The organism is Kribbella sp. NPDC050459, from assembly GCF_040655315.1.
GTDB lineage: Bacteria > Actinomycetota > Actinomycetes > Propionibacteriales > Kribbellaceae > Kribbella.
The window spans coordinates 63,806-89,328 of sequence record NZ_JBFAJQ010000004.1 but is presented as its reverse complement, the minus strand read 5'-3'; the positions used below and the strand labels follow the sequence as shown (position 1 = coordinate 89,328).

The window sequence follows — 25,523 nt, the reverse complement described above, 5'->3', positions numbered from 1 at the left end:
TAATAATAGCGGCATCGGAAGCAATCCCACTCGCCCGAGGAGACGTTGACGTGTCGCTCACCCGTCGTACCGTGCTCAAGTCCGCGGCCGCTGCCGTGCCCGTTGCCGCATTGTCCACCAGGCCCGCCGCAGCGACCGGTCTCCGCGAACCGGCCGCGATCGGGCGGCTGGCCGAGAAGATCGAGGCCGGGCTGGCGAAGTACGCGATTCCCGGCGCCGGGCTCGGCGTCTGGTACCGCGGCCGGGAGTACGTCCGCGGATTCGGTGTCACGAGTGTGGACACCGGCGAGGCGGTGTCCGGCGACACCGTGTTCCGGATCGGCTCGACGAGCAAGACGTTCACCGCGACCGCGATCATGCGTCTCGTCGAACGCGGCCGGATCGCTCTCGACCGGCCGGTCCGCGCGTACCTGCCGGACTTCGCGACCCAGGACCCGTCCGTCGCGGCACGCGTCACCGTCCGGCAGTTGCTGAACCACTCGGCCGGCTGGCAGGGCGACTACTTCGAGGACACCGGTCAGGACGACGACGCGCTCGCGACGTACGTCGGCGGGATGCCGAAGGTCCCGCAGCTCACGCCGCTCGGAAAGGTGTTCTCGTACAACAACGCCGCGATCGGCGTGGCCGGGCGGATCATCGAGGTGGTGACCGGGAAGCCGTACGAGGTCGCCACCCGCGAACTCGTCGTCGACCCGCTGGGGCTCGGGCACAGCCGGTTCTTCCGCAGCGAGCTCGACGGTTTCAGCGTCGCCGCGTCGCACAACATCGTCGACGGCAAGCCGGTCGTCGAGCCGTCGTTCGACGCGATGCCGCGGGCGCTGCACTCGATCGGCGGGCTGATCTCGAGCGCCCGGGACCAGCTGCGGTATGCGCGGTACCACCTGGGGCACCGGGATCTTCCCCAGCTGCTGAGCGACCGCGGCAGGCTCGCGATGCAGTCGCACCCGGGTCCGGGCGGCACGCTGTTCGTCGAGCTGAACGGCGTTGGAGTCAGCTGGATGCTGCGCCCGACCCTTCAAGGCCCGACGGTTGTGCAGCACGGCGGAGACTGGAACGGGCAGCACTCCGGCTTCCTGTTCGTTCCGGCGCGAGACTTCGCGATCACGCTGCTGACCAACTCGGAGAGCGGGCCGCTGCTGGTGGCGGACCTGTTCGCGGACGACTGGGCGCTCCAGGAGTTCGCCGGCGTCAGCAACCTCCCCGCCGTACCGCGGGAGCTGCCGCCGCGTCGGCTGGCGGAGTACGCGGGCACGTACGTCTCACAGCAGATCGGGCTCGACGGCAAGCCGGAGGAGCTCGGGCTGGACGTCACTCCCGACAGCGGCGAGCTGGTCGCGGGTGTGGGCGGCGAGACCCTGTTCCGGTTCGCGTTCTACCGCAAGGACTACATCCTCGCGCTGAACCCGGACGGCACGCCGACCCACGTCCGCGCCAACTTCGTCCGCGGCAGCAACGGACAGGTCGAGTGGTTGCGGTACGGCGGCCGCCTGTTCCGCTTCCACCCAGCCGGAACCCGTCAGGCGACCGCCTTCGGCCGCCGCGTGCTCTAGTCAGTACTGACCATCCACAGGTGACCGTCGGGGTCGGTGAAAGTGGTCAGGTAGGCCCACGGCTTGCGAGTCGGGGCTGTCACCTGCACCGCCCCGGCGGCGATCGCCTTGGCCGCGGTCGCGTCGACGGCCTCCTCGCTGTCGACGCGCAGGCCGAGGATGCACTCACTCTGCCCCGGCGGCGCGGCGGGTTGTTCACCGAGCACCCAGCCGAAGCCGCCGGTCGGGATCAGCATCATGGTGACGTCCGCGGCCAGCTGGAACTGCAGCGGTTCGGGGATGCCGTCCTCGTCGGGCTCACCGACCGGCGTCAGACCGAGCGCCTCCTGGTAGAACGCGTACGAACGCGGCCGGTCCTCGATCGGCAGGCTGATGATCATCGGGTCACTCCAGCGGTGAAACGGTCGGCGTCGCGACCGGACAGGTGGTTCGGTGGGAGGCTACGGCCGCTGAGGACCAGCAGGAGGTCCTGGGCCGATCCCGTGAGAGGCGTGCCGCTGCCGTACGTCCACGCGAGGTCGGTGGCCTGCAGCTGTACGCCGTCCAGGTCGACGCCGAAGTACTTGACCTGACGAGGCTTCAGCGCATCGAAGATGATCCGCATCCGCTCTGCCGGCACCTGGCGATCGATGCCCAGCGCAACAGTCACGTCAAGACCGTGCGTCACGTCGTGCGCCAGCGCCCCCGCATACCCACCGCCCGGCGGCTTCCACGGATGGTCGATGTTCCGCCGCAGGCACTCGACCAGCTCCCCCGACGTCAACTCCACCGCATCCCGCCGCGCCTGCCGGTCGGCGTACCGATCGAAGTTCCCACCGGCCCGCAGCAAACCGCCGACGAACCGCGGCCCCGAGACCCGGAACGGCATCGTGATATGCGCAACCAACTCCCGCACCCGCCACCCCGCACACAACGTAGGCCGATCCCACTCCTCCTCCCCCAACCCGGCCAGCACCCCGACCAACTCACGCCGCTCAGCTGCCACAGCAGCCCTGATATCCGTCGTCATACCCCACCGACGAACGGGTTCCTCCAGGACAGACACTCAGCCCGAAAGAAACTCGGACGGCTTCACCAGCGGGATCCCGCCCGGACGTCGACAGGCATCGACCAACACGGCGAACTCGGCGTCATCAGGCGTCTTGCCTTCACAGACCGTGAAGTAGTCGGTCAGGAACCGCACCAGCAGTTCGCCGTCGAGCCGCTCATCGTGACAGATCTTCGCGTCGACGTGGAACGCCATCAGCAATAGGTTGCGGACCCGATCAGCTCCGTCGGACAGTGCCGGCTGCAGGTACGGGACCGGCAGGATCAGTCCGCCGAACCCCTCGTACAACCGCATCCGAGCGTCCGGGTCGCCGTGACCGGCAGCCTCACTGTCGTCGTGGAAGCGCGGATCCTCGACCTCCGCGACGGCCAGGGCCGGCTGGTACCTGACAATCCAACGCGGTACGGCGTCGCGCGCGAGCCCGGTCCCGACGCCACGATCACGAAGCCCCGACAGGACAGCCAGGTACGACAGCAGCAGCACGCAGGTTTCGGGGTAGACCTCGGCGATAATCGCGGCCACACCCCGCCCGGCAGCGTCGACCGCGACGCGGCAGCAAACTCCGCTGTCCTCCCGCGCCAGCCGCGGCAACAACCGCTCCCGCGGCACCAGCTCATCCACGGGAAAACTCGGATTGAGCACCTCGTCGTACAGCCGCTCGAGCTGCCCCGACGTCAGCCTCCAGGAGTCCCGGTACTCCACGACGACCTGATCAGGTACCGCGGCCATGTCTGCCTCGAGGACGCCCCATCAGCCAGAACGTCAGTGCGATCGCAGCCGCGGCCAGCAGGACGAACACGAGCTCAGCCGTAGCCCAGGGCGACGGCACTCGATCCGCGGCGGAGGCCTGGCTGAACTGATTGATCGCATCGAACAGGCCGACCAGCGACAGCGCCGCCAGGACACCGAGGATCACCTGGATACTGCGCTGGTACTTGCTGGTGGCGATCTCCTCCGCGCGTGCCTTCAGCTCCTCGGCGGCGCTGAGATATGCGGCGAACAGGGTGTAGAGCGCCTCGACCTCACGAATCTCGGCCTCGAGTTCCTCCTCGTGCCGATCCAGACCCGCCGCGACGTACAGCCGGTCGACCAGACGACGATGCACTGCTGGGCGGCACAACTCGTTGCTGTGCAAACGGTCGAGGCAGGAACGGACGTCGGCCACGTGACCGGCCAGCTCCAAGCGCTCGGATTCCACCTGCCCCCGCTTGGTCCGCTCGAGTTCGCCGGGTCTCAGCGATCCGGCCAGCTTCTCCTTCCGGACGCGCAGCTCACGCTGCCAGCGCCGCAGCAGCGGCCGGAGGGAGGCGACGAACTCGGCTTCTTCCTCGTGCCCGAGATAGACCCAGCTCGGGCTTCCGGGCAGCACGAGCAGCGTGGTGTTGTCGGTCCTCGCGACGACGTCGCTGTCGTAGCCGGCGTCCTCGGACAGGTTCTTGAACTCGGTCGGCGTCTCCCGGCGTGTCCATTCCTCGAGTGCGGTCGCGTAACTGGTCACCGGATTCAGCAACAGCCGGCCGGCCGACTCGATGACGTCGTGGCCAGTCGCTTCGCGCTCACGGCCGTCCTCGCCCCGGATGCTCGCGCGCCTGATCTCCAGAACGACATTGAAGTCATTGCGGAAGTCCGCGAACCAGTCATCCGTCGTCGCATCGTCCACCTGATCAGCCAGGGACTTGAGCAGGTCGGCAGCGAACTCGTGGAGTCGCTTCCACGATCTGTCCGGCGCACCGTCGAGCCACGTGACCTTCTCGACGCCCATCACGTGCGAGACGCGCCGCAGTCCCTGATAGATATCGTGACATCCGAGATCGGTGCCGTCGTGCTCGAGCCGGATGTAGTGGTTGCCGAACTTGCTGAAACGGAACTCGACCGAGTGGCGCAGATTCAGGCCCGCGGTCGTCGCCACGTTCACTGGCGGCAACATCAGCACCAGGCCCTGATAGATGTCGCTGTTCCAGATGTCGGAGAGATCCATGTCCTCGACGAGGTTGGGTCGTGCGCCGGCCAGGCGCCCTTCCTTCCCGACCCGCGCGATCGCGGCTTCGAGCTTCTCCCAGCTGATCCGCGAAGGAATGGCGAACGGATAGCAGTAGACGAAGCGTGTGTCGCGGAACGTCAGCTCGGGCAGTCTCGACTCGGTCAGGCTCTGCAGCGCGTACCTGTGGGCTCGCAGCTCCGAGGCGTAGACGTCCTCGGCCACGAGCTCGTTGGCCTCCGCTTTCTTGAGTAGCGCCTTGCACGCCTCGAGCTCGCCGCGAGCGCTGGGCTCTTCGTAGAGCCAGAGCTTCACTCCGCGGGCGACCGCCGCGATCGCGTCGTAGGTCACGAAGTGTTTCTCGACGATGCCGGACAGGAAGCGCACAAAGGTCTCTGCGCCCGGCTGATCGAGGTCCTTGATCGACGGGAGGATCTCGGCATTGGCTTTCGACACCTCGCCGGCGTGGTGGGCCAGGGCGATCGGGCAGGAGCAGTTGACCGCCCCTTCGGCGTCCATGCAGTCAGGCAGCGACTCGACGTGGCGGAGGAACAATTCGGTGGCCGCGTCGTACCAGTCGACCGACTTGCCACACTGGTCCCATCCGGTGCGCGCGCCCTCGATCGTCCTCCTGATCTTGTCGTAATCCCCCGTCAATTCCCATGCGGCCTGACAACTCGCGTAGAGGTAGGTGGCGAGCGCCACTGTCGCACCGGGTCGTTCGCGGGCCGTCGTCCAGGCCTGCTCGAAATCCGCGGATCGACCGTCGTCGACCTCCCCCGACCTCGTCAGCGCCGTGTCGACGACATCCCGCAACGCGCCGTTGTCCTCGAGCGACTTCGTCAGCGCTGTCAGCTCGCGTCGGCTGAATTCCTCGCCAATCGCTTTCCAATCGGTTTCGCCCACGATTCCCGCCATCGCGCCCCTCCCCCTGTTGCCACAGTACGCGCGTGAGGGCATTTCAAATGAGCGAATCAGCCAGCCGTTTCTGCAGGTACAGTCGTTCGGCTTCTGTGGTTGCCAGGAGGAGGGCCTCGCGGTAGGCCGTTGCGGCTTCTTTGTGGCGGCCGAGGCGGCGGAGGAAGTCGGCTCGGGTGGCTGGGAGGAGGTGGTAGGTGGTCAGCGGGTCGGCGGTCAGGGCTTCTACGAGGTGTAGGCCTACGGCGGGGCCGTCGGCCATGCCGATGGCTACGGCTCGGTTGAGGGCTACTACGGGGGTTTGCGGGAGTTGGGCGTAGAGCGCGGCAATCTGCGGCCAGTCGGTTTCGGGGGCGGTGCGGGCGGTGGCGTGGCAGGCGGCGATTGCTGCCTGGATCTGGTACGGGCCGGGCTCGTTGCGGAGGAGGGCGGCGTCCAGGAGGGCTACGCCTTCGGCGATCTGGGCGTGGTCCCAGCGTGTGCGGTCCTGGTCGTCGAGGGTGACCAGGGCGCCGTCCGGGGACAGCCGGGTGTCGCGGCGGGCGTCGTGCATCAGCATGAGCGCGAGGAGGCCGGTGGCCTCAGGCTCGTCCGGCATCAGGTGGACGAGCAGCCTGGCCAGTCTGATCGCTTCACCGGTCAGATTGCTCCGGACGACGTCGGAGTACCCCTCGTTGAACAGCAGGTACAGCACCGCCAGCACGGCGGGTGTCCGCTGGGGCAGGAGATGCGCCGGCGGGACCCGGTACGGGATGCCCGCGTGCTGGATCTTCTGCTTCGCGCGGGTCAGGCGTTTCGACATGGTGGTCTCCGGGACCAGGAACGCCCTCGCGATCTCCGCCGTACTCAGACCGGCCAGTGTCCGCAGCGTCAACGCCACGCGGGCCTCCATCGCCAGGGCGGGGTGGCAGCACGTGAACATCAACCGCAGCCGATCGTCCGGTACGTCGTACGGCGGCTCCTGGTTGGACTCGATCGCGGCCGCCTCCCGCAGCTTGGCCGCACCGACCGCCTCGCGGCGCAGCCAGTCGATCGCCCGGTTGCGGGCGGTCGTGGTCAGCCAGGCGCCGGGCCGATCCGGTACGCCGTCCGCCGGCCACCGCTGCAGGGCCGCGGCGAACGCCTCCTGCGCGCACTCCTCGGCCAGCTCCCAGTCGCCGGTCAGCCGGATCAGTGTGGCGACCACCTGGCCCCACTCCTGCCGGTAGATCTCCTCGAAGGTCACACCGGCGGTTCCAGCAGGGGCCGGATCTCGATCGTGCCGTAGCCGGCCGCGGGGTGCTTGGCCGCGATCTCGATCGCCTCGTCCAGGTCGGCGCAGTCGATCAGCACGAACCCGCCGATCTGCTCCTTCGTCTCCGCGAACGGCCCGTCGGTCAGCAGCAGCTCGCCCTCGCGCACCCGCAGCGTGGTCGCCTCGTCCGGCGGCCGCAGCCCGGCCGCGCCGGTCACGACCCCGCGAGACTCCATCTCCTCCGACCAGCCGCCGCAGCCGTCGTCGGCGTGCGCGGCGGCGGACTCGTCTCCACAGATCATCAGCAGGTACTTCACCGCTTCATCCTCGCAGGTCTAGCGTCGACAGCAAGGAACTCTCAGGGGGAGGTACGGACGATGACAGGGCGGATCGTGCACTTCGAGGTGCCGTACGACGACGGTGAGCGCGCGCGGGCGTTCTACCGCGAGGCCTTCGGGTGGAACCTGATGGAAATGCCCGAGCTGAACTACACGATGGTGTCGACCGGACCGGTCGACGACCAGGCGATGCCGGCCGAGCCCGGCTTCATCAACGGCGGGATGTTCCAGCGCACCGGCGACCTGACCCGTCCGATGCTGACGGTCGACGTCGCGGACATCGACGCCGCCTGGAAGACCATCGAGAGCCTCGGCGGCGAACGCGTCGGCGAGAAACTCCCGGTCGGCGACATGGGCTTCGCCGGGTACTTCAAGGATCCGGAGGGCAACATCCTCGGTCTGTGGCAATCAGCCTGACGCGTGGCCGTCACCGGAGCCACCTAGACTGCGGAGAGTGTTGGCTCCGGTGGCGTCCTCGGGAGGACTGAATGCCTGACCGTACTCAGACCATTGCGTATCCGGCGCCCGGATCGCGACCGTCGCGGCGGGATCCGGAGCCGCTGGCGCCGCACGTGATCGTGCTGTTCGGCGCCACCGGCGACCTCGCCAAGCGCAAACTGCTGCCCGGTCTGGCGTATCTGCAGCAGTCCCGGTTCGCGCCGGACGTGCGGATCATCGGGACTGCCACCGAGGACCTGACCTGCGACGAGTTCCGCGAGCGGGCGCGGCAGGCGGTCGAGATGTTCGGCACGCACGCGATGAGCGACGCGGAGTGGGCGCAGTTCGCCGAACGGCTGGAGTACGTGCCGGTCACCGCCGGCCCGGAGGCGCTGGCGGCCGCGGTCAAGGCCGCCGAGGAGCTGCTCGGCCCGGACACCCGGCGGCTGCACTACCTGTCGGTGCCGCCCAAGGCCGCCCAGGCGGTGATCGCGATGCTGCGCGACGCCGGCCTGGTCGAGCGCGCCCGCGTGGTGATGGAGAAGCCGTTCGGCGACGACCTGGCCACCGCGATCGAGCTCAACGACTTCGTCCACGAGACGTTCGACGAGTCGCAGATCTTCCGGATCGACCACTTCCTCGGCAAGGAAGCCGCACTGAACATCCTGGCGTTCCGGTTCGCGAACGGCCTGTTCGAGCCGATCTGGAACCGCAACTTCATCGACCACGTGCAGATCGACATCCCGGAGTCGCTCGGCCTGGACCAGCGGGCCACCTTCTACGAGCCGACCGGCGCGTTCAAGGACATGGTCGTCACGCACCTGATGCAGGTGATGTCGTTCGTCGCGATGGAGCCGCCGACCGCCCTGGAGCCGCGGGCGATCTCGGAGGAGAAGAACAAGGTCTTCCGGTCTATGCTGCCGCTCGATCCGGCCTGCGTGGTCCGCGGTCAGTACGGCGGTTACCGCAACGAGGAAGGCGTCGCGCCGGACTCCGACACCGAGACGTTCATCGCGCTCAAGGTCGAGATCGACAACTGGCGCTGGGCCGGCGTGCCGTTCTACCTGCGCACCGGCAAGAAGCTGGCCGAGGGCCAGCGGATCATCTCGATCGCCTTCAAGGAGGCGCCGAAGACGATGTTCCCGGCCGGCTCCGGCGTCGGCTCGGAAGGTCCGGACCACCTGACGTTCGACCTGGCCGACTCGTCGCGGGTGTCGCTGTCGTTCTACGGCAAGCGGCCGGGCCCGGGGATGCGGCTGGAGAAGCTGTCGATGCAGTTCTCCACACAGGAGACCGAGAGCGCGGGCGACGTCCTCGAGGCGTACGAGCGGTTGATCCTGGACGCGATGCGCGGGGACCACACGCTGTTCACCACGGCCGAGGGCATCGAGTCGCTGTGGGACCGTTCCGCGCCGCTGCTCGAGGACCCGCCGCCCGCCAAGCCGTACCAGCCCGGCACCTGGGGGCCGAACGCGATCCACCAGCTGATCGCGCCGCGCGCCTGGCGGCTCCCGTTCGAACGCGAGTGGCGCCAGGCCAAGCCGTAAGCCTCCGATCGGCACCGACAGGCCGTTGACCCTGCGCCACGTTGCGCGCACCCTGAGGTTCGAGGGACGGTTTTCCTCGGGCCATGGGGGGGTTGCCATGCCGCGTCGACTCATTGCACTCAGCCTGCTGCTGATCCTTGCGCTCCTACCCGCGGGCTGCGGATCCGACAGCACAGCGGGCGATTCGGGTACGTCGGACTCCGGCCAGAGCGGCGATCCGGGCGGGAACAACGGTGGTGACAACGGGGGTGACAACAACGGGGGCGACAACGGGGGCGACAACGGCGGCGGGGACAAGGGCGGCGGGTCGCTGTCCTGGGTGCCGTGGGGGCCCAAGGATCCGCAGTCACCGACGCCGACCTGGTCGGCGTACAACTATCTTGCCGACGGCAAGTGCTCCGACCTGCAGAGCGAGGTCGCGGACCTGACCGCCGACCAGGGCGGTGACTTCGGGAAGGCGATGGTCGCCCTCTGCCAGGCCGCGGTCAAGGGTCAGTCGAAGCAGTGGGCCGTCGTCGAGGCCAACCAGAACGCCGAGACCGGCGCGCTCAACCACGATTGCCTGACGCCCCTGGTCAAGGACCTGATGGCGCGTGGCCTCGCCTGGCGCCGCGCCCATCCCGGCGCGGTACCGAGGGTGCGCTTCCACCGGGTGACCACCGGTTCCCAGGAGACCGAGTGCGGTCACGCCGCGAACCAGGAGAACGGCGAACAGACCGAGCAGCCCACCGAACAGCCGACAGACCAGCCCACGGACCAGCCCACGGAGCAGCCGACCAACGAGACCCCGCCGGCCGGAGGCCCGTCCGAGACGTCGTCACCCGACGCAGCCCCCACCTCAGACGGATGACCACGCCCACCGGCAGACCGCCCCTGGAGCCACCCGCCAACGAACCGCAACCGAACGGACGGCCGTCCCGCGAAACGCCGACCGCCGAGCCGCCCGACAGCGAAGCGCCGAGTGGACAGTCGCCCCTGCAGGCGGTGGTGTCGGTGCTCACCACCTTGGGTCCGCCGCTGACGATCGCCACGGCGCTGATGATCTACTTCGGCTGGGCGCGCTCCGATACGCAGGCCCGGGAGATGGGGCTCGACGTCAGCCTGTTCGGCTACACGACGCGCGACTACGTGATGAACAGCATCAGCACGTTGTACCTGCCGCTCCTCGTCCTCGCCGGCCTCGCGCTCGGCGCACTCGCCGTACATCTCCGGGTCGACGCGGCGCTCCGCCGTACCGAGGCTCGTCCGGCGCTGCGGAGGGCGGGGCGGATCGCCTTGTTGTCGGGCCTCGGCGCGGTCGCGGCCGCGGTCGTCGCCGCGACGGTGGCCGGCGACACGGTCGACCTGGTCGCGCCGCTGATCGTTGCTGCAGGCACCATTGTCGCGGCGTACGGCGCCCGGCTGCGGACGGCCGCGACCGACAAGTCCGCAACGGCTCAACGTGGGGTACCGCCCGTCTGGTACCGGGCGTTCCGGCTGCTGCTCGTCGGCGGCGTCGTCACGGCCGCGCTGTTCTGGGCGGTGTCGGACTATGCGACCGCGGTCGGCCGTGGGTACGCGCGTCAGGTGCAGGACAACGTTCGGTACCTCCCGCGCGCCACTGTGTTCAGCAGCACACCACTTGGACTCGAGGCGCCCGGCGTCGTCGAGGAACCGATCGTCGAGGGCGGTAAGACCGTGCACTACCGCACCACCGGGCTGCGTCTGCTGGTGGTTTCGGGCGGACGGGCGTTCCTGCTTCCCAATGGGTGGAGGGCCGGGTCCGGCACGGTCGTGGTGCTTCCTGACAACGATGAGATCCGCTGGCAGTTCTCCCGCTGACGTCGGCCTCCTCTACGCTGCGGGCATGCGCGAGATTGTGGTGGTCGGGGTCGGTGCTGGCGATCCGGAGCAGGTGACGATGCAGGCCGTGTCGGCGCTGAATCGGGTCGACGTGTTCTTCGTGCTGGACAAGGGCGAGGTCAAGCAGGAGCTGGTCGACCTGCGGTCGGAGATCCTCCGCCGGTACGCGACGAGCAAGGAGTACCGCGTCGTCACCGGCCGGGACCCGGAGCGGGACCGCACGACCGCGGCGTACGTCGAGGCGGTCGACGACTGGCGGCGGCGGCGGGCGGACGTCTGCGCGGACCTGATCGCGACCGAGCTGGGCGAGGACCAGGTCGGCGCGTTCCTGGTGTGGGGCGACCCGTCGCTGTACGACAGCACGCTGGCGATCCTGGACGACATCCTGGCGCGCGGTGAGCTCGCGTTCTCGGTCGAGGTGATTCCGGGGATCAGCAGCGTGTCGACGCTCGCCGCGCGGCACCGGGTCGGGCTGAACCAGGTCGGCCGGCCGATCCAGATCACCACCGGCCGGCGCCTCGCGAAGGAGTGGCCGGACGGGGTGGACGACGTCGTGGTGATGCTCGACGCGCAGACCGCGTTCACCGAGCACCTCGACCAGGACACCGACATCTACTGGGGCGCCTACCTCGGCACGCCCGACGAGCTCCTCGTCTCCGGTCCGCTCCGCGAGGTCGCGCCCGAGATCGAGAAGGTCCGCGCCGAGGCGCGAGACCGCAAGGGCTGGATCATGGACACCTACCTCCTCCGGCGCCAACGCTCCAACGGCTGAGAGCGACGGGAGGGAGGCACCAGCCGGTTTGCCGACACGAAGCAACAGGTTCGCGCTCTGTCCCCGGTCGGTGTCAAAATCACTGTCATGGCCAACTCTCTCCTCGATCGAGCGATCTACTCGTATGCCGATGTGGATCGCCTGGTCGGTCTGCACGCGGGTACCGCCCGCCGCTGGCTCGAGGGGTACGAGCGTGGAGGCCGGTTCTACGACCCGGTCCTGCGTGCCGAGCCAGCCGGCACAGATGTGGTCACCTGGGGCGAAATGGTCGAGGCGCGACTACTCGCGGAGTTTCGAAGCCGCGACGTCCCCGTTCAGCGACTTCGTCCAGCGATCATCCGGCTTCGCAACGAGTTCGGCCGTTACCCTCTCGCGCATGCCCGCCCGTTCCTCGACGTCGAGGGCCGTGAGCTGGTCAGAGTCGTACAGGAGCAAGTTGGGCTCGAGCGTTCGCTGCAGCTCGTCGTAGTGCGCAACGGTCAACTGGTGCTGGCTGAGTCGGCGGAGCGGTTCAGCTCAGCGGTCGAGTACGTCGGCGACATCGTCGGGCGTCTGAAGCCGGAGGTCCGCACTCCCGATGTGGTGATGGACCCGCGACGGTCCTTCGGGCAACCCGCCGTTCGCAACGTGCGCACGGAATCTCTGGCTGAGGACTTCCGAGCAGGTACGACCCGCGAGGACTTGGCCGACCTCTATGACTTGAGTCCCGCGCAGGTCGATGAGGCCATTCGTTTCGAACTGATCGCCGGTCGCGAGCGCGCCGCCTGATGGCGCCCGGTCTCGTCCCGGTGTATTTCACCGACGAGAACACGCTGGGTCTGGGGAAACTGTTGCGTCGCAGTGGCCGGGACGACGTCCTTTACCCCGGGCATGACAAGCTTCCTGAGGTGCCGCTCGGCACCTTGGACCTTGACTGGATGCCGGTAGTCGCCGAGCGCGGTCTGATTGTCCTGACCCGCGACCGGCGGATCCGCACCAGACCCGCCGAACTGAGGGCATACTCGGAGCTCGGAATCCGCTCCGTGTGGATCGGCGCCAAACAGGATCTCGGTCCTCGCGACCAGGTGGAGTTGTTCCTCAAGCACGAGGCTCGGCTTCAACGCGAGATCATCAAGCGTGGTGCTGGACCATGGGCACTGGCTATGAGCGCATCCGGGATCAGACCGCTCAACCTCCGAGACCAACCGTAAGTGCCGTAGCAGGGCGGGGTGCGCTCGAGTGCAGGCTAGACCAAAGTCTTAGAGGGTTTGGCCATCGGCACGAAGTGGTGAGGGCGGCTGCCGGCGGAGGGTGCCGGTATGACGAAGAAAAGGCTATTGGCGATAGTGGCGGCGGCCGGGCTGGCCGCGGCCGGGACGTTGGTGAGCGGCGCTGGGGCCGGCCACGCGGCTGAGCACGTCGTACGGACCGACGCGGGGCGGGTGGCTGCGCGGTCGGTCGGAGACGCGCTGGTGTACGACGGGATCCCGTACGCCGCTCCCCCGACAGGCGCCCTGCGATGGAAGGCGCCGCAGCCGGTGCAGCCGTGGAGTGGGGTGCGCGAGTCGAAGGTGGGCAGTGTCTGCGCGCAGCAGCCGAATTCCGAGGCGCCGGACGGATCGGTGGCCGAGGACTGCCTGTACCTGAACGTGACGACGCCCACCGCCTCATCCACGAAGCCTCGCGCGGTCGTGGTGTGGATCCCCGGTGGCGGGTTCTTCTCCGGCGCCGGCAGCAGCTACGAGGCGTCGAAGTTCGCCGCGCGGGGCGACGTCGTCGTTGTCACGGTCAACTACCGCCTCGGCATCTTCGGCTTCTTCGGCTACCCGGGTCTGCCCGGCTCCGGCACCTTCGGTCTGCAGGACCAGCAGGCGGCCCTGCGCTGGGTGCAGCGCAACGCCAGCGCGTTCGGCGGCGACCCGCGCAACGTCACGGTCGCGGGCGAGTCCGCCGGCGGGATGAGCGTGTGCGCGCAGCTGACCTCTCCGACCGCGTCCGGCCTGTTCGCGAAGGCGATCATGCAGAGCGGCTCCTGCGCCTTCAACTGGGCCGACAACAGCCAGTACCCGGGCCAGACCGCGGACTCCCCGTGGGTCCCCGTCAGCCGGACGCAGGCGAACGGCAAGGAGTGGGCCGCCGGCAAGAACTGCACCACGATCGAGTGCCTGCGCGGCTTGAAGGCCGACGTCCTGGTCGACGACCTGCTCCAGTTCACGCAGATCGGGTACGGCGGGAGCCCCGTCGTACCGCTCAGCCCGGCGAAGGCCCTGCGCGCGGGGCTCTTCCACCGGGTGCCGATCATCTCCGGGAACAACCACGACGAGGCGAACGGCTGGCTGGCCGCGTTCGGGGACATCAAGGACTACCCGGCGCTGGTGCGGAACATGGTCGGCGCGCAGAAGGCAGCAGAGGTACTGCGGCACTACCCGCAGACCAGCTACGAGTCGCCGGCCGCGGCGTGGGGTGCTGTGACGACGGACCGGATCTGGTCGTGCACACAGGTCGCGGCGGACCGGCAGGCGGCGCGCAAGGTCCCGGTGTACGCGTACGAGTTCGCTGACAAGCACTCTCCGATCGCAGCGCCCGGGCTGGGAGCCGCACACGCCATGGAGCTGCCGTACCTGTTCCGGCTCGGCGGGTACGACTTCCCGATGTCGGAGACGCAGCAGAGGCTGTCGAACCAGATGATCGACTACTGGACAGCGTTCGCGCGCACCGGCAACCCGAACGGCCCGGACCGCCCGCAGTGGTCACCGACCGGCGTACGGACCGTCGACGGGCTCTCGCTCGCGCCGACGGACCAGGGCGGCATCAAGCGCGTCAATCTGACGACTGAGCACCAGTGCGGATTCTGGAGCGACCTCTCCACACCCGCATGAGGATCGGCGACAGCAGGAGCAGGAACATCGCGTAGAAGTGCACGCCTGGCACCAACGACGCCAGGAGGAACGCGACCACGGTCAACCCGGTCAGCAGCAGAGAGCTGGTGAGCTCCTGCTGCCCGACCGGGTTGTCCGGCTTCTCCAGGTCGGGGTGGCTGTGAACCAGCCACGTGAGTGCGGTTTGGCAGATGCTGAGCGCCAGGATGGTCCCGGTGTACAGACCGGCCGTGAACCGGTCGCTGTCGAAGGCGCCGACGATCTCGGTCGGGAACGGCAGCACGACGATGGTGAGCAGCCAGAGCAGGTTCAGCCGCATCATGGCCGGCGTGTACGCGCGGACATGCTCGAACACCCGGTGGTGCCCCAGCCAGAAGCTCGCGATCACCACGAAGCTCAGCAGGAACGTGAAGATCTCCTGGCGGTGTTCACTGATCACGCTGACCGCGTCGCCGCCGTCCGCCTTGACCTCGGGCACCAGGTCGACCAGCGGCAGCACCAGCAACGTGATGGCGATGGCAACGACCGCATCGGTGAACAGAACGAGCCGGTCAGGGTCTCTCGACGTACTCACGGCCGCCAAGAGTAGCCGTGCCGCGGAGCAGGCTGATCGACAGCAGGGCCGCTGCCAGCACGAATCCGGCGGCCGCAAGCCACGCCGCGCCGTAGCCGTCGCGTAGTGCCAGGAGCTTGTCGGCGCCGTCGCTGAGGCGGTTGGAGGTCGTGGACGCGGCCAGCGTTGCCAGTACGGCGGTGCCCACGGCCGCACCGGCTTGCTGTGCGGTGTTGTTGAGGCCTGAGGCCAGCCCTGCGTCGCCGGCGTCCGCGCCGGACATCGCCAGCATGATCGACGCCGGGATCGCCAGACCGATACCGGCGCCCATCACCGCCAGCACCGGGCCGACGTCGACGACGTACGAGCCGTCGACCGGCGCACGGCTGATCCAGAGCAGCGCCAGCAGGAAGATGACCAGCCCGGCGATCAGCATCCTGCGCGGACCGAAGCGGACAGTCAGGCGCGGCGCCAATGACAGCGACATCAGTGCGTTCATGATCGGCGCCGGCAGGAAGGCGAGGCCGGTGGTGAGCGAGTCGTAGCCCAGGACGCGCTGCACGTAGAGCGCGGTGGTGAACTGGAAGCCGAAACCGGCCGCGAAGAGCAGGACGACCACGACGTTCGCCACGCTGAGCTGACGGCGACGGAAGATGCGCAGAGCCAGCAACGGGTGCTTGATGCGCGCTTGCCGTACGACGAACGCGGCCAGCAGGACGAGTGCGGCGCCTGCCTGCAGAAGTGTGCCGGCAAGAGTCGCCTGCGGCTCTGCGGTCTGGACGATCGTGTAGACGGCCAGCGACAGCCCGGACGTCACCAGCACGGCGCCCACGATGTCCGCACCGTTGGCGAGGCCAAGACCAGGTCGGTGAGCCAGCAGCCGAACCGCGAACACCAGTGAGACCACACCGATCGGCACGTTGATCAGAAACGCCCAGTGCCAGCCGACGGTCTGAGTGATCACCCCACCGAAGATGAGCCCGATCGACGCGCCGCTGGCGGCCGTGAAGCTGTAGACGCCCATCGCCCGCGCCTGCTCACCGGGAGCCGGGTACAGGCTCACGATCATGCCGAGGATCACCGCCGAGGCCAGTGCGCCGCCGACCCCCTGCAGGAAGCGTCCAGCGATCAGGACCTCCGCACTCCCCGCCACACCGCACAACAGCGAGGCCGCGGTGAACAACGCGAGCCCCGCGACGAACACCCGCTTGCTCCCGACCAGATCACCGATCCGCCCGGCCAGCAGGAGCAGACCGGCGAACGCGATCAGGTACGAGTTCATCACCCAGGCCAGCCCGGCCTGCGAGAACCCCAGATCGCCTTGGATCGTGGGCAGCGCCACGGTCACCACGGTCCCGTCGAGGATGATCATCAACTGCATCACGCACAGCACGACCAGGGCCTGGGTCCGTCCCCGCACCCGCCCGGCCAACTCCGCAGACTCCACAGCCACAACGCTCTCCTGTCTGATAGCCGACAGGAGAGACCTTAACAGATAGTCCCGTAACAGACGATCTTTTAATGGATGATCAGGCGGTGCGCTGGCGGGAGCGGCGGACGGGCTGGGCGGTCACCGGGGTGGCCAGCGGGCCGTCCACCAAGGTGGTGACGGACTCGACGAAGGTCTTGCGCTGCGCCGCGGTCAGGGCGTCCAGCGCCTCGGCGTGGACGCGGTCGACGATCTGCTGCCCCTCGGCCGCGATCGCGGCGCCGGCCTCGGTGACGGCGATGATTCGGGCGCGGCGGTCGGTCGTGGACGGTTTGCGTTCGGCGTACCCGGCCTTCTCGAGGGCGTCGACGGTGACGACCATCGTGGTCTTGTCCAGGTACGCGAGCTCGGCGATCTGGATCTGCGTGCGTTCGGCCTCCAGCGCGTGCCGCAGGACGCACTGCATCCGCAGCGTCAGGCCGACCTCCGCCAGCGCCGCGGACAGCTGGGTCTCCAGGACGTGACCCGCGTGCGTGAGGTATCCGGTGAGGTCGGGGACGGTCCGTGCCGGGAGCTGCGCCATACCATCGAGATTAGCTCGGATCATCTGGCCGGAGATGATCCCGAGCCGGATCATTCCTCGCGGAAAAGCGACGGCTTGCCCGCCTCCGACCGCGCTGTCGCGAAACCGCGAGCCGTCCGGCACCACGGCCGGTTGCCTGGACCGCATGACTGTTCTGACAACCCGGTCGTCGCCGCGGGCGCTCGAGTGGTTCGGCGCCGGCGCGCTGACGCTCGGGATCTTCGCGATCGTCACCACCGAGATCCTCCCGATCGGCCTGCTCACTCCGATCGGCGCCGACTTCGCGCTGACACCCGGCCGCACCGGCCTGCTGATGACGATGCCCGGCCTGGTCGCGGCGGTCGCCGCGCCGATCGTCACGCTCGCAACGGCACGGCTGGACCGGCGTCTGATGCTCTGCGCGCTCATGGTCCTGCTGGCCGTCGCCGGCTTGGTCGCCGCCACCGCACCGGTCTTCTGGCTGGAACTGGCGGCCAGGTTCCTCGTGGGCCTGACCATCGGCGGCTTCTGGTCGATCGGCGCCGGTCTCGCCGGACGGCTCGTCCCGGAGCGATGGGCGGCGCGGGCCACCGCTGTGATCTTCTCCGCGGTCCCCCTCGGCTCGGTGCTCGGCGTGCCGGCGGGAACGTTCCTCGGCGAGCTCGCAGGCTGGCGTGCGTCGTTCGGTGCGCTCGGCGTACTCGCACTGCTGGCTCTGGTCGCACTGCGCACCACGGTGCCGCAACTCCCGCCTCTGCAGGTCACCAAGCCCGCCGTGCTCGCTGCCGCGCTGCGCAGGAGCCGGACCCCGCTGATCGTCACCTCTCTGATCGTCACGGCACATTTCGCGACCTACACCTACGTGACGCCGTTCCTGCGCGATGTCGTGCGTCCGGAGCTCATCGGCCTGTTCCTGCTCGTCTACGGCGCCGCCGGTCTGGTCGGCAACCTCCTCGCCGGGCCGAAGGCACATCGCCGCAGCACCTTCGTCACCTGTGCCGCACTCATCGCCACAGCAACGCTTCTGATGCCGGTGATCGGCCGCAGTACGGCGGGGGCGCTCGTGCTGCTCGTGGTGTGGGGACTCGGGTACGGCGGCGTGCCGGTCTGCTCGATGAGCATGTTCGCCCAGGCCGCTCCGGAATCGCGGGAGGCTGCGACAGTCTGGTTCACCTCGTCGTTCCAGGCGGTGTTGTCGATCGGCGCGCTGCTCGGCGGGTTGGTGGTGGACGCGTGGTCGGTCCCGGTGGCGATGACGGCCGGAGGCGTGTGTGCACTCGTGGCGGTCGGGTTCCTGCTGTGGGCCAGAACACACGAGGTTTCGGGGACGTAGCATCACCGCTGTGGCGAGGACAGAAGGTGATCGGTGCCCTGGTGTGCTGGCAGTGCATCAGGCGGCTGACGGCGGCCTCGCACGCGTGCGGGTCCCCGGCGGGCGGCTGACGTCCGAGCAGGTCGACGTACTGCGCCTTGCTGCCGCCGAGCTCGGTGACGGCCGGCTGGAGCTGACGTCGCGCGGCAACATCCAGATCCGCGCGCTCCGTGCCGACGGGCCACGGCAGCTGTCGGACCGGCTGTTTGCTGCAGGGCTGCTGCCGTCGATCGCACATGAGCGCGTGCGGAACATCCTGGCGTCGCCGCTGTCCGGTCTGGACCAGCAGTCGAAGTACGACGTAATTCCCGTGGCCGCTGCCTTGGACCGAGCGTTGTGCGACCACCCTGCGCTGGCTGACCTGCCAGGACGCTTCTTGTTCGCCCTGGATGACGGGCGTGGTGACTTGGCCGAGCTGCAGGCGGACGTTGCGGTGCGGGCGCTCGACGAGCGGAGTGCGTTGCTGAGTCTCGGGGCGCGCGGTGTGCGCGTGGAGTGGGACCAGGTGCCGGAGCTGATGCTGGCCGCGGCCGAGGCCTTCCTCGAGGTGCGTGACCAGGAATGGCGGATCGCTGAGGTCGTCGGTGGTGCTGAGCGCGTGCTCGAGCGGCTTGGAGTGCAAGCAGCCGAGGCCCTGCCGGCAGAGTCGACGCGGGTGACAGCGGGTCGGCATGGTGCCGCGCTGGTGGTCACCGTGCCCTTGGGAAGCCTGACGCAGGAACAGGCCGCGGCACTGGTCCGGTCGGGCGATGAGGTCCGCATCACGCCCTGGCGCTCTGTCGTTGTGCCCGCTGCGGCTGCAGGGTTGGAGGACGTCGGCCTCAGCACCACACCGGGCTCGGTCTGGGAAGGTGTCACAGCCTGCGCAGGCCGGCCCGGGTGCGCGAAGTCGCTGGCAGATGTCCGAGCGGACGCCGCCCGGCTGGTCCCCGGGATGCGAAGGGACGGCCGGCGGGTGCACTGGTCGGGCTGCGAGCGGCGGTGCGGGAAGCCGAGCGGTGCGTTCGTGGATGTTCTTGCTGTCGGTGACGGTTATCTGGTGGACGGGAAACGGGTGTGAGTTACGAGTACGAGCGGGACGGCGCGGAGATCTACCGGCGGTCGTTCGCGACGATCCGGGCCGAGGCTGCGCTGGACGGGCTACCGGCCGATGTGGCGCAGGTCGCCGTACGGATGATTCACGCGTGCGGCATGACGGACCTGGTCGCCGACATCGCCTGGTCGGCGAACGTGGTGAAGAACGCCCGGGCCGCGCTGGAGAACGGAGCGCCGATCCTGTGCGACGCGCAGATGGTCGCGGCCGGCATCACCCGGCGGCGGCTCCCGGCGGACAACGAGGTGATCTGCACGCTGCAGGACCCGCGGACCGCGGACCTCGCACAACACCTCGGTACGACGCGCAGCGCCGCCGCCGTCGATCTGTGGCTGGACCGGCTCGACGGCGCAGTTGTTGCTATCGGCAACGCGCCGACGACGCTCTTCCGGCTGCTGGAGGTGATCGCGGCCGGCGGTCCGCGGCCGGCCGCGGTGCTGGGGATCCCGGTCGGCTTCATCGGAGCGGCCGAGTCCAAGGCCGCGCTGGCCGCGAACGAGCTCGGGCTCGAGTACCTCGTGGTGCGCGGCCGTCGGGGCGGCAGCGCGATCACCGCGGCGGCCGTCAACGCGATCGCGAGTGAGGTCGAATGAGCGGGCGACTGTGGGGTGTCGGGCTGGGGCCCGGCGATTCCGAGCTGGTGACGGTGAAGGCGGCCCGGTTGATCGGGGCCGCGGACGTGATCGCGTTCCACAGCGCGCGGCACGGGCGGAGCATCGCGCGGGCGGTCGCCGCGCCGTACCTGACGCCGGGGCAGATCGAGGAGCATCTCGTCTATCCGCTCACCACGGAGACGACCGACCACCCGGGTGGCTACCAGGGTGCGATGGACGACTTCTACGCCGACTGCGCCGCCCGGCTCGCCGCGCACCTGGACGCGGGCCGGGACGTCGTCGTCCTCGCGGAAGGCGACCCGCTGTTCTACGGCTCCTACATGCACATGCACAAACGGCTCGCGGACCGGTACCCGTGCGAGGTGGTCCCCGGCGTGACCTCGGTCAGCGCCGCGGCCGCTGTCCTCGGACGCCCGCTCTGTGAACGCGACGAGATCCTCACCGTGCTGCCTGGCACGCTGCCGCCGGACGTCCTGGCGGACCGCCTGCGTTCCACCGACGCGGCAGCCGTGATGAAGCTCGGGCGCACCTTCGCGAACGTCCGGGAGGCGTTCGAGCTTGCCGGACGCGCCGACGAGGCCTGGTACGTCGAACGCGCGACCACCGATGCGCAGCGCACAGCGCCGCTCAACGAGGTCGACCCCGACGAGGTGCCGTACTTCTCCCTCGCGCTCCTCCCGAGCCCGATCAACAACACCTTCGCTCCCCCGGTCACGAAGACCGCCACCGAAGGCTCAGTCACGGTCGTCGGCCTGGGACCGGCCGGCCCGGACTGGATGACACCAGAGGCCCGGGCCGCGATCGCGGGTGCGGACGACGTGATCGGCTACACGACGTACGTCGACCGGCTGCCGGACCGGGCGCGGCAGCGCAAGCACGGCTCGGACAACCGCGTCGAGTCCGAACGGGCCGCGTTCGCGCTCGACCTGGCCCGCAAGGGCTACACGGTCGTCGTGGTCTCGTCCGGCGACCCGGGCGTCTTCGCCATGGCCAGTGCGGTCACCGAAGTCGCCGCGGAGCCGGAATACGCCGACATCGCCGTACAGGTGCTGCCTGGCATGACCGCCGCGCAAGCGGTCGCCAGCCGGGTCGGAGCGCCGCTGGGACACGACTACTGCGTGCTGTCGCTGTCGGACCGGCTCAAGCCGTGGGACGTGATCGCTCAGCGCCTCAACGCCGCGGCCCAGGCCGACCTGGCGATCGCGATCTACAACCCCGCCTCCAAGACCCGCACGTGGCAGGTGGCAGCGACCCGCGACCTGCTGCTCGAGCACCGTGCTCCCGGTACGCCGGTGGTGGTCGGTCGCGATGTCGGCGGTCCGGAGGAGACGATCACCGTCACGACGCTGGCGGAGCTCGACCCCGAAACGGTTGACATGCGGTGCCTGCTCCTGGTCGGCTCGTCACAGACGCGTACCGTGCCCCGCCCGGCCGGCTCACTGGTCTTCACTCCGCGCCGATACCCCGCGACAGCGAGTGACAGCACACCAGGAGTCGGTTAAATCCGCACTCCGGCCGTGTCAGGCGCGGTGCGGGCGGGTAGGGACCGCCCCGAAGCCGACCTGTGAGGAGCCCGCGGAGATGAGTCAGCAGTACCCCGGCGACACCGCCACGGCCACGATCGCCACGCCCGCCGGCGACGCCAGCACCCAGAAGTACGAGGAGGCCCGTGCGGCCGCGAGCCGGGCGATGAGCACGATCTCGGTCACCCCGGACCCGCCGTTGCGGACGCCGCCGGCGCTGCCCGGGGAGGATGAGGTCGATGCGGACCTGCTGTCGTACCGCGGGTTCAAGTTCGGTGCGGCGTTCTTCGGCTGGCTGATCGCCGTCTCGATGTCGGTGCTGCTGATGGCCGCCGTGGCGGGAGCCGCGCTCGGTACCGCCGAGGTCCTGGACTACACCGCGAGCGACGCGAAGGCCCAGCCCGGCGCGGCCTCGATCACGGCGGCCGGGGTGACGTTGTTCATGCTGACACTGGCGTTCTACATCGGCGGCTACGTCGCCGGCCGGCTGGCCCGCTTCGACGGCGGACGGCAGGGCTTCGGTGTCTGGATGATCGCCGTGGTCGTGGGAGCGCTCGCGGGCGGCGCAGGCTGGCTGCTGGACAACCAGTACGGCCTGGTCGACGAGATCAACCGGCCGGACGTCGCGATCGCCGACAACACGCTCCTGCTCGGCAGCATCGCCGCCACGGCCGCGGTCCTGGTCCTCACGCTGCTGGCCGCCGTCGTCGGCGGTAAGTCCGGGCGTCGCTACCACGACCGCATCGACCAACTACTCTGAGCTGTCGCTGCTGGTTTCACCCCGGGGTACTGGGGTGACACACGGGGCTTGTCCGGTGAGGAGAAGCTGACATGACTCAGCAGCATGACGAAGACACCCGCGTCGATCGGCTCGGACCGTCCGAGGCGTACGTCGACGACCGGCCCGCAGTGGCCGATCTCGAGCGGGACGAGCGGGACGAGCGGGACGACGGTTTGGTGGAACCGAGGCGCCGCGGTTCGGCCGGTGGCTCGGCGTTCTACGGCTGGCTGGTCGCGATCGGCATGATCGCGCTGCTGACCGGGATCGTCGGCGCGGTCGCGGCCGCCGTCGACTACGCGCTCACGATCGACTGGAACGCGGCCCAGGGCAGCGCCGGCACGGCCGGCACCATCGGGATCGCGTCCGTCGTGGTCCTGCTGGTCGTCCTGGCGATCGCCTACTACGCCGGCGGATCCGTCGCCGGCCGGCTCGCCCGCGCCCACGGCGCCCTGCACGGCTTCGGCGTCTGGCTGATCGGCATCGTGGTGACCGCGATCGTCGCCGGGCTCGCCGCGCTGGCCGGCTCGGAGTACGACGTCCTGAACCGGATGGACCTGCCGTCGCTGCCGATCGCCGACACGACGCTGACGACCGGCGGCCTGGTCGCGGTCGCGGCCGCCGTCCTGATCACGCTGGTCGCGGCGGTCGCCGGCGGCGTCGCCGGGAAGCGGCGTACCGACTGACGGTCGGCCCGGGCGGCGGATAGCAGCTATCCGCCGTCCGAGTCATGTTTGCCGCCGGACGCTCCCGGCGAGCACGATGCGGAGCAATGCGGCGGCCGGGAAGACGCGGGCCGCGCCGGGCGTTGGTGCTGATGTGCTCGAGGTAGCGGTGATCGGTGCGGGACAGGCCGGGCTGTCGGCTGCGTACCACCTGGTCCGGATGGGATTCACGCCGTACGACGAGGTCCTCGTCCTGGACCGCAACACCGAACCCGGCGGCGCCTGGCAGCACCGGTGGGACTCGCTGACCATGCACGATGTGCACGGGATCGCGAACCTGCCCGGCGTACCGGTGCCGTCGAGTGCGGGCGCGGAGCGGGCCAACGAGTTCGTCCCGGCGTACTTCGCGGACTACGAGAAGCAGTTCGACCTGCCGGTACTGCGGCCTGTGGCCGTGGAGAGCGTCCGGCCGGCGGCGGACGGGTTCGAGCTGGACACGTCCAACGGCAGTTACCACGCGGCCTCGATCGTGAACGCGACCGGGACGTGGGACCGGCCCTTCATCCCCTGGTATCCGGGCATCGAGACGTTCGAGGGACGCCAACTGCACACGGCCGACTACCGCGGCGCGGCTGAACTGGCCGGTCAGCATGTCCTGGTTGTCGGCGGCGGGGCGTCTGCCGTCCAGTTGCTTGCGGAGATCTCTGCGGTAGCCAAGACCACATGGGTGACGCGTCGGCCGCCGGAGTGGCGCACGGGCGAGGACTTCACGCCGGAGTACGGGCGTCAGGTCGTGGCTCGCGTCGAGGAGCGGGTCCGGGCCGGCCTGCCGCCGCGCAGCGTCGTCAGTGTGACAGGGCTGCATCTGAGGCCCCAGGAACAGGCGGCCGCGGACCGTGGCGTCTACACCCGCTTGCCGATGTTCTCGCGGATCACGAAGGACGGCGTGGAGTGGGCGTCCGGCGATCATCTGCAGGTCGACACGATCCTGTGGGCGACCGGCTTCCGGGCCGACCTCGCGCACCTGGCACCGCTGCACCTGCGTGAGCCGTCCGGCGGCATCCGCATGAACGGCACCGCCACGGTCATCGACCCGCGGATCCAGCTGGTCGGCTACGGCCCGTCGGCCAGCACCATCGGCGCCAACCGTGCCGGCTTCACGGCCGCCCGCGCGCTGCGCAACCTCCTCAAACCTGTGGCTGCATAGCGGGTTCCGGCTCCTGCACCACGACCGGCACGAACAACCCGGCCACCAGGAACACAGCTGCCGTCAGCAACCACCCCGGCCAGCCCCAGGACACCGCGACCGTCGTGATGAGCAGGGGCGCCACCAGGTCGCCGATCTGGTGGCCCATGGCGTAGGCGCCTTGGTACTGCCCTTGGGCGCCGGGCGGGGCCAGCTCGAAGCTGATGCCCCAGCCGCCCGCCGACTGCAGCATCTCCCCCAGGACATGCGCGAGCGCCGCAGCGACCAGCAGACCGATCGTCACGGCACCGGAGGTCGCATCGCTCAGCGCCAGGACCAGACAGGTGACCGCCAGCAGCAGACCGGCGCGCCGACCGGCCCGGGCCGCGCCGCTGAGACGCTCGGTGCCGCGGGAGATCCGAACCTGCAACAGGATCACGGCCGCCGAGTTGAGCACCAGCAGCACCGAGATGATCCACCGCGGCGCATCCGTCGCGGTCGCCACCCACAGCGGGATACCGACCTGCGCGAGCGCACCATGCATGCTCAGCACGCCGTCGAGTCCGACGAACACCAGGAACCGCCGGTCCCGTACCGCTGTCAGCCCGGACGGCCCCGACGCGGACGGCACCGGCGGAACGGCCGGCATCCCGAAGCGCACCAACCCCGCCGTCACCAGGTACGTCGCCGCGTTCGCCAGCAGCGCCACGACGTACACCTCACGCCGGTCGACCGCGAGCACCACTCCGGCGGCTGCCATACCGACGGCCATGCCGATGTTCGTGACCACCCGGAGGATCGCCCGCGTGCGCACCCGCTGATCGGCCGGTGCGACTCCGGCGATCAACGCGCCCTTCGCGCCACGCTGCCCCGAGTCCGCGATCGCGGTCACCGCCGCCACGGCGACGTACCAGCCGAACGACCGCACCTGGGTCAGTGCGGTCATCGTGATCGCCTGGAGCAGCAGGAACCCGACGTACGCCCGGTTGGGTCCGAGCCGGTCCGCCACGACGCCGAGCGACGTGCTCGCGACCAGACCGACCAGCGCGGCCACAGTCAGTCCCACACCGACGTGAGCGACCGACAGACCGACAGCGCGGGTCAGGTAGAGCGCCCCGACAGCTGCGTAGACACCGTTCCCGAGCGTGTTGACCAGAGTGGCAGCGATCAGCCGTCGGACGGCGGGCGAAAAGGATGAGGTCACAGCAGCTCATCCAACATTCGG

At 69.3% G+C, this 25,523-nt stretch carries 26 protein-coding genes; 16 read left to right on the top strand and 10 right to left on the bottom strand.

Annotated features, from left to right (window positions below; genetic code table 11):
• Window positions 1-50 precede the first annotated feature (50 nt).
• Complete coding sequence (locus tag AB0I12_RS16510) at window positions 51-1,550, top strand: serine hydrolase domain-containing protein (protein ID WP_359929921.1); 1,500 nt, start codon at window positions 51-53, stop codon at window positions 1,548-1,550.
• Here the strand turns inward: AB0I12_RS16510 and AB0I12_RS16505 are convergent.
• The 6 genes from AB0I12_RS16505 to AB0I12_RS16480 are packed head-to-tail and all read right to left on the bottom strand — an operon-like array spanning window position 1,547 to window position 7,045.
• The gene (locus AB0I12_RS16505; protein ID WP_355700109.1) at window positions 1,547-1,930 is read right to left on the bottom strand and encodes a VOC family protein; all 384 of its coding nucleotides are present in this window, start codon (window positions 1,928-1,930) and stop codon (window positions 1,547-1,549) included. The genes AB0I12_RS16510 and AB0I12_RS16505 overlap by 4 nt on opposite strands.
• Window positions 1,927-2,535: a maleylpyruvate isomerase family mycothiol-dependent enzyme gene (locus tag AB0I12_RS16500; RefSeq protein WP_359929919.1), complete on the bottom strand. Its 609-nt coding sequence runs from the start codon at window positions 2,533-2,535 to the stop codon at window positions 1,927-1,929. Before AB0I12_RS16500 ends, AB0I12_RS16505 begins: the two co-directional genes overlap by 4 nt.
• Window positions 2,536-2,595: 60 nt before the next feature.
• Window positions 2,596-3,327 carry a hypothetical protein gene (locus AB0I12_RS16495; protein WP_359929918.1) on the bottom strand — a complete coding sequence of 244 codons (732 nt, stop codon included), beginning with the start codon at window positions 3,325-3,327 and terminating at the stop codon, window positions 2,596-2,598.
• Window positions 3,311-5,494, bottom strand: a complete 2,184-nt coding sequence (locus tag AB0I12_RS16490; RefSeq protein ID WP_359929916.1) for a hypothetical protein — start codon at window positions 5,492-5,494, stop codon at window positions 3,311-3,313. The genes AB0I12_RS16495 and AB0I12_RS16490 overlap by 17 nt, the downstream gene beginning before the upstream one ends.
• A gap of 43 nt (window positions 5,495-5,537) precedes the next feature.
• Window positions 5,538-6,719 (bottom strand): RNA polymerase sigma factor, encoded by a 1,182-nt coding sequence (locus tag AB0I12_RS16485; protein ID WP_359929914.1) that lies wholly within the window; start codon window positions 6,717-6,719, stop codon window positions 5,538-5,540.
• Window positions 6,716-7,045 (bottom strand): YciI family protein, encoded by a 330-nt coding sequence (locus AB0I12_RS16480; RefSeq protein ID WP_359929912.1) that lies wholly within the window; start codon window positions 7,043-7,045, stop codon window positions 6,716-6,718. Before AB0I12_RS16480 ends, AB0I12_RS16485 begins: the two co-directional genes overlap by 4 nt.
• A gap of 60 nt (window positions 7,046-7,105) precedes the next feature.
• Between AB0I12_RS16480 and AB0I12_RS16475 the strand changes: the two genes are divergently transcribed.
• The 8 genes from AB0I12_RS16475 (at window position 7,106) to AB0I12_RS16440 (ending at window position 14,523) form a co-directional block, all read left to right on the top strand.
• On the top strand, window positions 7,106-7,483 hold the full coding sequence (locus tag AB0I12_RS16475; RefSeq protein WP_359929910.1) for a VOC family protein: 378 nt from the start codon (window positions 7,106-7,108) through the stop codon (window positions 7,481-7,483).
• A gap of 71 nt (window positions 7,484-7,554) precedes the next feature.
• Entirely contained in the window at window positions 7,555-9,051 is a 1,497-nt protein-coding gene (zwf, locus tag AB0I12_RS16470; RefSeq protein ID WP_359929909.1) for a glucose-6-phosphate dehydrogenase, read from the top strand.
• 97 nt (window positions 9,052-9,148) lie between these two features.
• On the top strand, window positions 9,149-9,901 hold the full coding sequence (locus AB0I12_RS16465) for a hypothetical protein (protein WP_359929907.1): 753 nt from the start codon (window positions 9,149-9,151) through the stop codon (window positions 9,899-9,901).
• Window positions 9,902-10,044: 143 nt separating this feature from the next.
• A complete protein-coding gene (locus tag AB0I12_RS16460) occupies window positions 10,045-10,872 on the top strand; it encodes a hypothetical protein (protein ID WP_359929905.1) in 828 nt (275 codons plus the stop codon).
• 25 nt (window positions 10,873-10,897) lie between these two features.
• The gene (cobF, locus tag AB0I12_RS16455) at window positions 10,898-11,665 is read left to right on the top strand and encodes a precorrin-6A synthase (deacetylating) (RefSeq protein ID WP_359929903.1); all 768 of its coding nucleotides are present in this window, start codon (window positions 10,898-10,900) and stop codon (window positions 11,663-11,665) included.
• An 87-nt stretch (window positions 11,666-11,752) separates the two neighbouring features.
• The gene (locus AB0I12_RS16450; protein WP_359929901.1) at window positions 11,753-12,433 is read left to right on the top strand and encodes a DUF433 domain-containing protein; all 681 of its coding nucleotides are present in this window, start codon (window positions 11,753-11,755) and stop codon (window positions 12,431-12,433) included.
• A gap of 20 nt (window positions 12,434-12,453) precedes the next feature.
• Entirely contained in the window at window positions 12,454-12,855 is a 402-nt protein-coding gene (locus AB0I12_RS16445) for a hypothetical protein (protein ID WP_359929899.1), read from the top strand.
• A 108-nt stretch (window positions 12,856-12,963) separates the two neighbouring features.
• On the top strand, window positions 12,964-14,523 hold the full coding sequence (locus AB0I12_RS16440) for a carboxylesterase family protein (RefSeq protein ID WP_359929897.1): 1,560 nt from the start codon (window positions 12,964-12,966) through the stop codon (window positions 14,521-14,523).
• On the opposite strand, the gene AB0I12_RS16435 is transcribed toward AB0I12_RS16440, so the two are convergent.
• The 3 genes from AB0I12_RS16435 to AB0I12_RS16425 form a co-directional block, all read right to left on the bottom strand.
• Window positions 14,465-15,097 (bottom strand): TMEM175 family protein, encoded by a 633-nt coding sequence (locus tag AB0I12_RS16435; RefSeq protein ID WP_359929895.1) that lies wholly within the window; start codon window positions 15,095-15,097, stop codon window positions 14,465-14,467. The genes AB0I12_RS16440 and AB0I12_RS16435 overlap by 59 nt on opposite strands.
• A complete protein-coding gene (locus AB0I12_RS16430; RefSeq protein WP_359929893.1) occupies window positions 15,075-16,529 on the bottom strand; it encodes an MFS transporter in 1,455 nt (484 codons plus the stop codon). Before AB0I12_RS16430 ends, AB0I12_RS16435 begins: the two co-directional genes overlap by 23 nt.
• 76 nt (window positions 16,530-16,605) lie before the next feature.
• Window positions 16,606-17,088: a MarR family transcriptional regulator gene (locus tag AB0I12_RS16425; protein ID WP_359929891.1), complete on the bottom strand. Its 483-nt coding sequence runs from the start codon at window positions 17,086-17,088 to the stop codon at window positions 16,606-16,608.
• A 145-nt stretch (window positions 17,089-17,233) separates the two neighbouring features.
• On the opposite strand from AB0I12_RS16425, the gene AB0I12_RS16420 reads away from it, so the two are divergent.
• The 7 genes from AB0I12_RS16420 (at window position 17,234) to AB0I12_RS16390 (ending at window position 24,319) form a co-directional block, all read left to right on the top strand.
• Window positions 17,234-18,400: an MFS transporter gene (locus tag AB0I12_RS16420; protein ID WP_359929889.1), complete on the top strand. Its 1,167-nt coding sequence runs from the start codon at window positions 17,234-17,236 to the stop codon at window positions 18,398-18,400.
• A 43-nt stretch (window positions 18,401-18,443) separates the two neighbouring features.
• Window positions 18,444-19,499: a precorrin-3B synthase gene (locus tag AB0I12_RS16415; RefSeq protein WP_359929887.1), complete on the top strand. Its 1,056-nt coding sequence runs from the start codon at window positions 18,444-18,446 to the stop codon at window positions 19,497-19,499.
• On the top strand, window positions 19,496-20,125 hold the full coding sequence (locus AB0I12_RS16410) for a precorrin-8X methylmutase (protein WP_359929885.1): 630 nt from the start codon (window positions 19,496-19,498) through the stop codon (window positions 20,123-20,125). Before AB0I12_RS16415 ends, AB0I12_RS16410 begins: the two co-directional genes overlap by 4 nt.
• Complete coding sequence (locus AB0I12_RS16405; protein ID WP_359929883.1) at window positions 20,122-21,648, top strand: precorrin-2 C(20)-methyltransferase; 1,527 nt, start codon at window positions 20,122-20,124, stop codon at window positions 21,646-21,648. The genes AB0I12_RS16410 and AB0I12_RS16405 overlap by 4 nt, the downstream gene beginning before the upstream one ends.
• Before the next feature lie 79 nt (window positions 21,649-21,727).
• Window positions 21,728-22,429: a hypothetical protein gene (locus tag AB0I12_RS16400; RefSeq protein ID WP_359929881.1), complete on the top strand. Its 702-nt coding sequence runs from the start codon at window positions 21,728-21,730 to the stop codon at window positions 22,427-22,429.
• 71 nt (window positions 22,430-22,500) lie between these two features.
• Entirely contained in the window at window positions 22,501-23,133 is a 633-nt protein-coding gene (locus AB0I12_RS16395) for a hypothetical protein (RefSeq protein WP_359929880.1), read from the top strand.
• A gap of 76 nt (window positions 23,134-23,209) precedes the next feature.
• Window positions 23,210-24,319: an FAD-dependent oxidoreductase gene (locus AB0I12_RS16390; protein ID WP_359929878.1), complete on the top strand. Its 1,110-nt coding sequence runs from the start codon at window positions 23,210-23,212 to the stop codon at window positions 24,317-24,319.
• Here AB0I12_RS16390 and AB0I12_RS16385 read toward each other — a convergent pair.
• Window positions 24,300-25,502, bottom strand: a complete 1,203-nt coding sequence (locus AB0I12_RS16385; protein ID WP_359929877.1) for an MFS transporter — start codon at window positions 25,500-25,502, stop codon at window positions 24,300-24,302. The two genes, AB0I12_RS16390 and AB0I12_RS16385, sit on opposite strands and share 20 nt — an antisense overlap.
• Window positions 25,503-25,523: the final 21 nt, after the last annotated feature.

What these genes read in the sequence shown, in the direction of transcription:
- AB0I12_RS16425 (WP_359929891.1), bottom strand. Translation starts at nt 17,088, where the DNA reads ATGGCGCAGCTCCCGGCACGGACCGTCCCCGACCTCACCGGATACCTC.
- AB0I12_RS16440 (WP_359929897.1), top strand. Translation starts at nt 12,964, where the DNA reads ATGACGAAGAAAAGGCTATTGGCGATAGTGGCGGCGGCCGGGCTGGCC.
- AB0I12_RS16490 (WP_359929916.1), bottom strand. Translation starts at nt 5,494, where the DNA reads ATGGCGGGAATCGTGGGCGAAACCGATTGGAAAGCGATTGGCGAGGAA.
- cobF (WP_359929903.1), top strand. Translation starts at nt 10,898, where the DNA reads ATGCGCGAGATTGTGGTGGTCGGGGTCGGTGCTGGCGATCCGGAGCAG.
- AB0I12_RS16495 (WP_359929918.1), bottom strand. Translation starts at nt 3,327, where the DNA reads ATGGCCGCGGTACCTGATCAGGTCGTCGTGGAGTACCGGGACTCCTGG.
- AB0I12_RS16505 (WP_355700109.1), bottom strand. Translation starts at nt 1,930, where the DNA reads ATGATCATCAGCCTGCCGATCGAGGACCGGCCGCGTTCGTACGCGTTC.
- zwf (WP_359929909.1), top strand. Translation starts at nt 7,555, where the DNA reads ATGCCTGACCGTACTCAGACCATTGCGTATCCGGCGCCCGGATCGCGA.
- AB0I12_RS16405 (WP_359929883.1), top strand. Translation starts at nt 20,122, where the DNA reads ATGAGCGGGCGACTGTGGGGTGTCGGGCTGGGGCCCGGCGATTCCGAG.
- AB0I12_RS16475 (WP_359929910.1), top strand. Translation starts at nt 7,106, where the DNA reads ATGACAGGGCGGATCGTGCACTTCGAGGTGCCGTACGACGACGGTGAG.
- AB0I12_RS16390 (WP_359929878.1), top strand. Translation starts at nt 23,210, where the DNA reads ATGCGGAGCAATGCGGCGGCCGGGAAGACGCGGGCCGCGCCGGGCGTT.
- AB0I12_RS16395 (WP_359929880.1), top strand. Translation starts at nt 22,501, where the DNA reads ATGACTCAGCAGCATGACGAAGACACCCGCGTCGATCGGCTCGGACCG.
- AB0I12_RS16420 (WP_359929889.1), top strand. Translation starts at nt 17,234, where the DNA reads ATGACTGTTCTGACAACCCGGTCGTCGCCGCGGGCGCTCGAGTGGTTC.
- AB0I12_RS16400 (WP_359929881.1), top strand. Translation starts at nt 21,728, where the DNA reads ATGAGTCAGCAGTACCCCGGCGACACCGCCACGGCCACGATCGCCACG.
- AB0I12_RS16465 (WP_359929907.1), top strand. Translation starts at nt 9,149, where the DNA reads ATGCCGCGTCGACTCATTGCACTCAGCCTGCTGCTGATCCTTGCGCTC.
- AB0I12_RS16450 (WP_359929901.1), top strand. Translation starts at nt 11,753, where the DNA reads ATGGCCAACTCTCTCCTCGATCGAGCGATCTACTCGTATGCCGATGTG.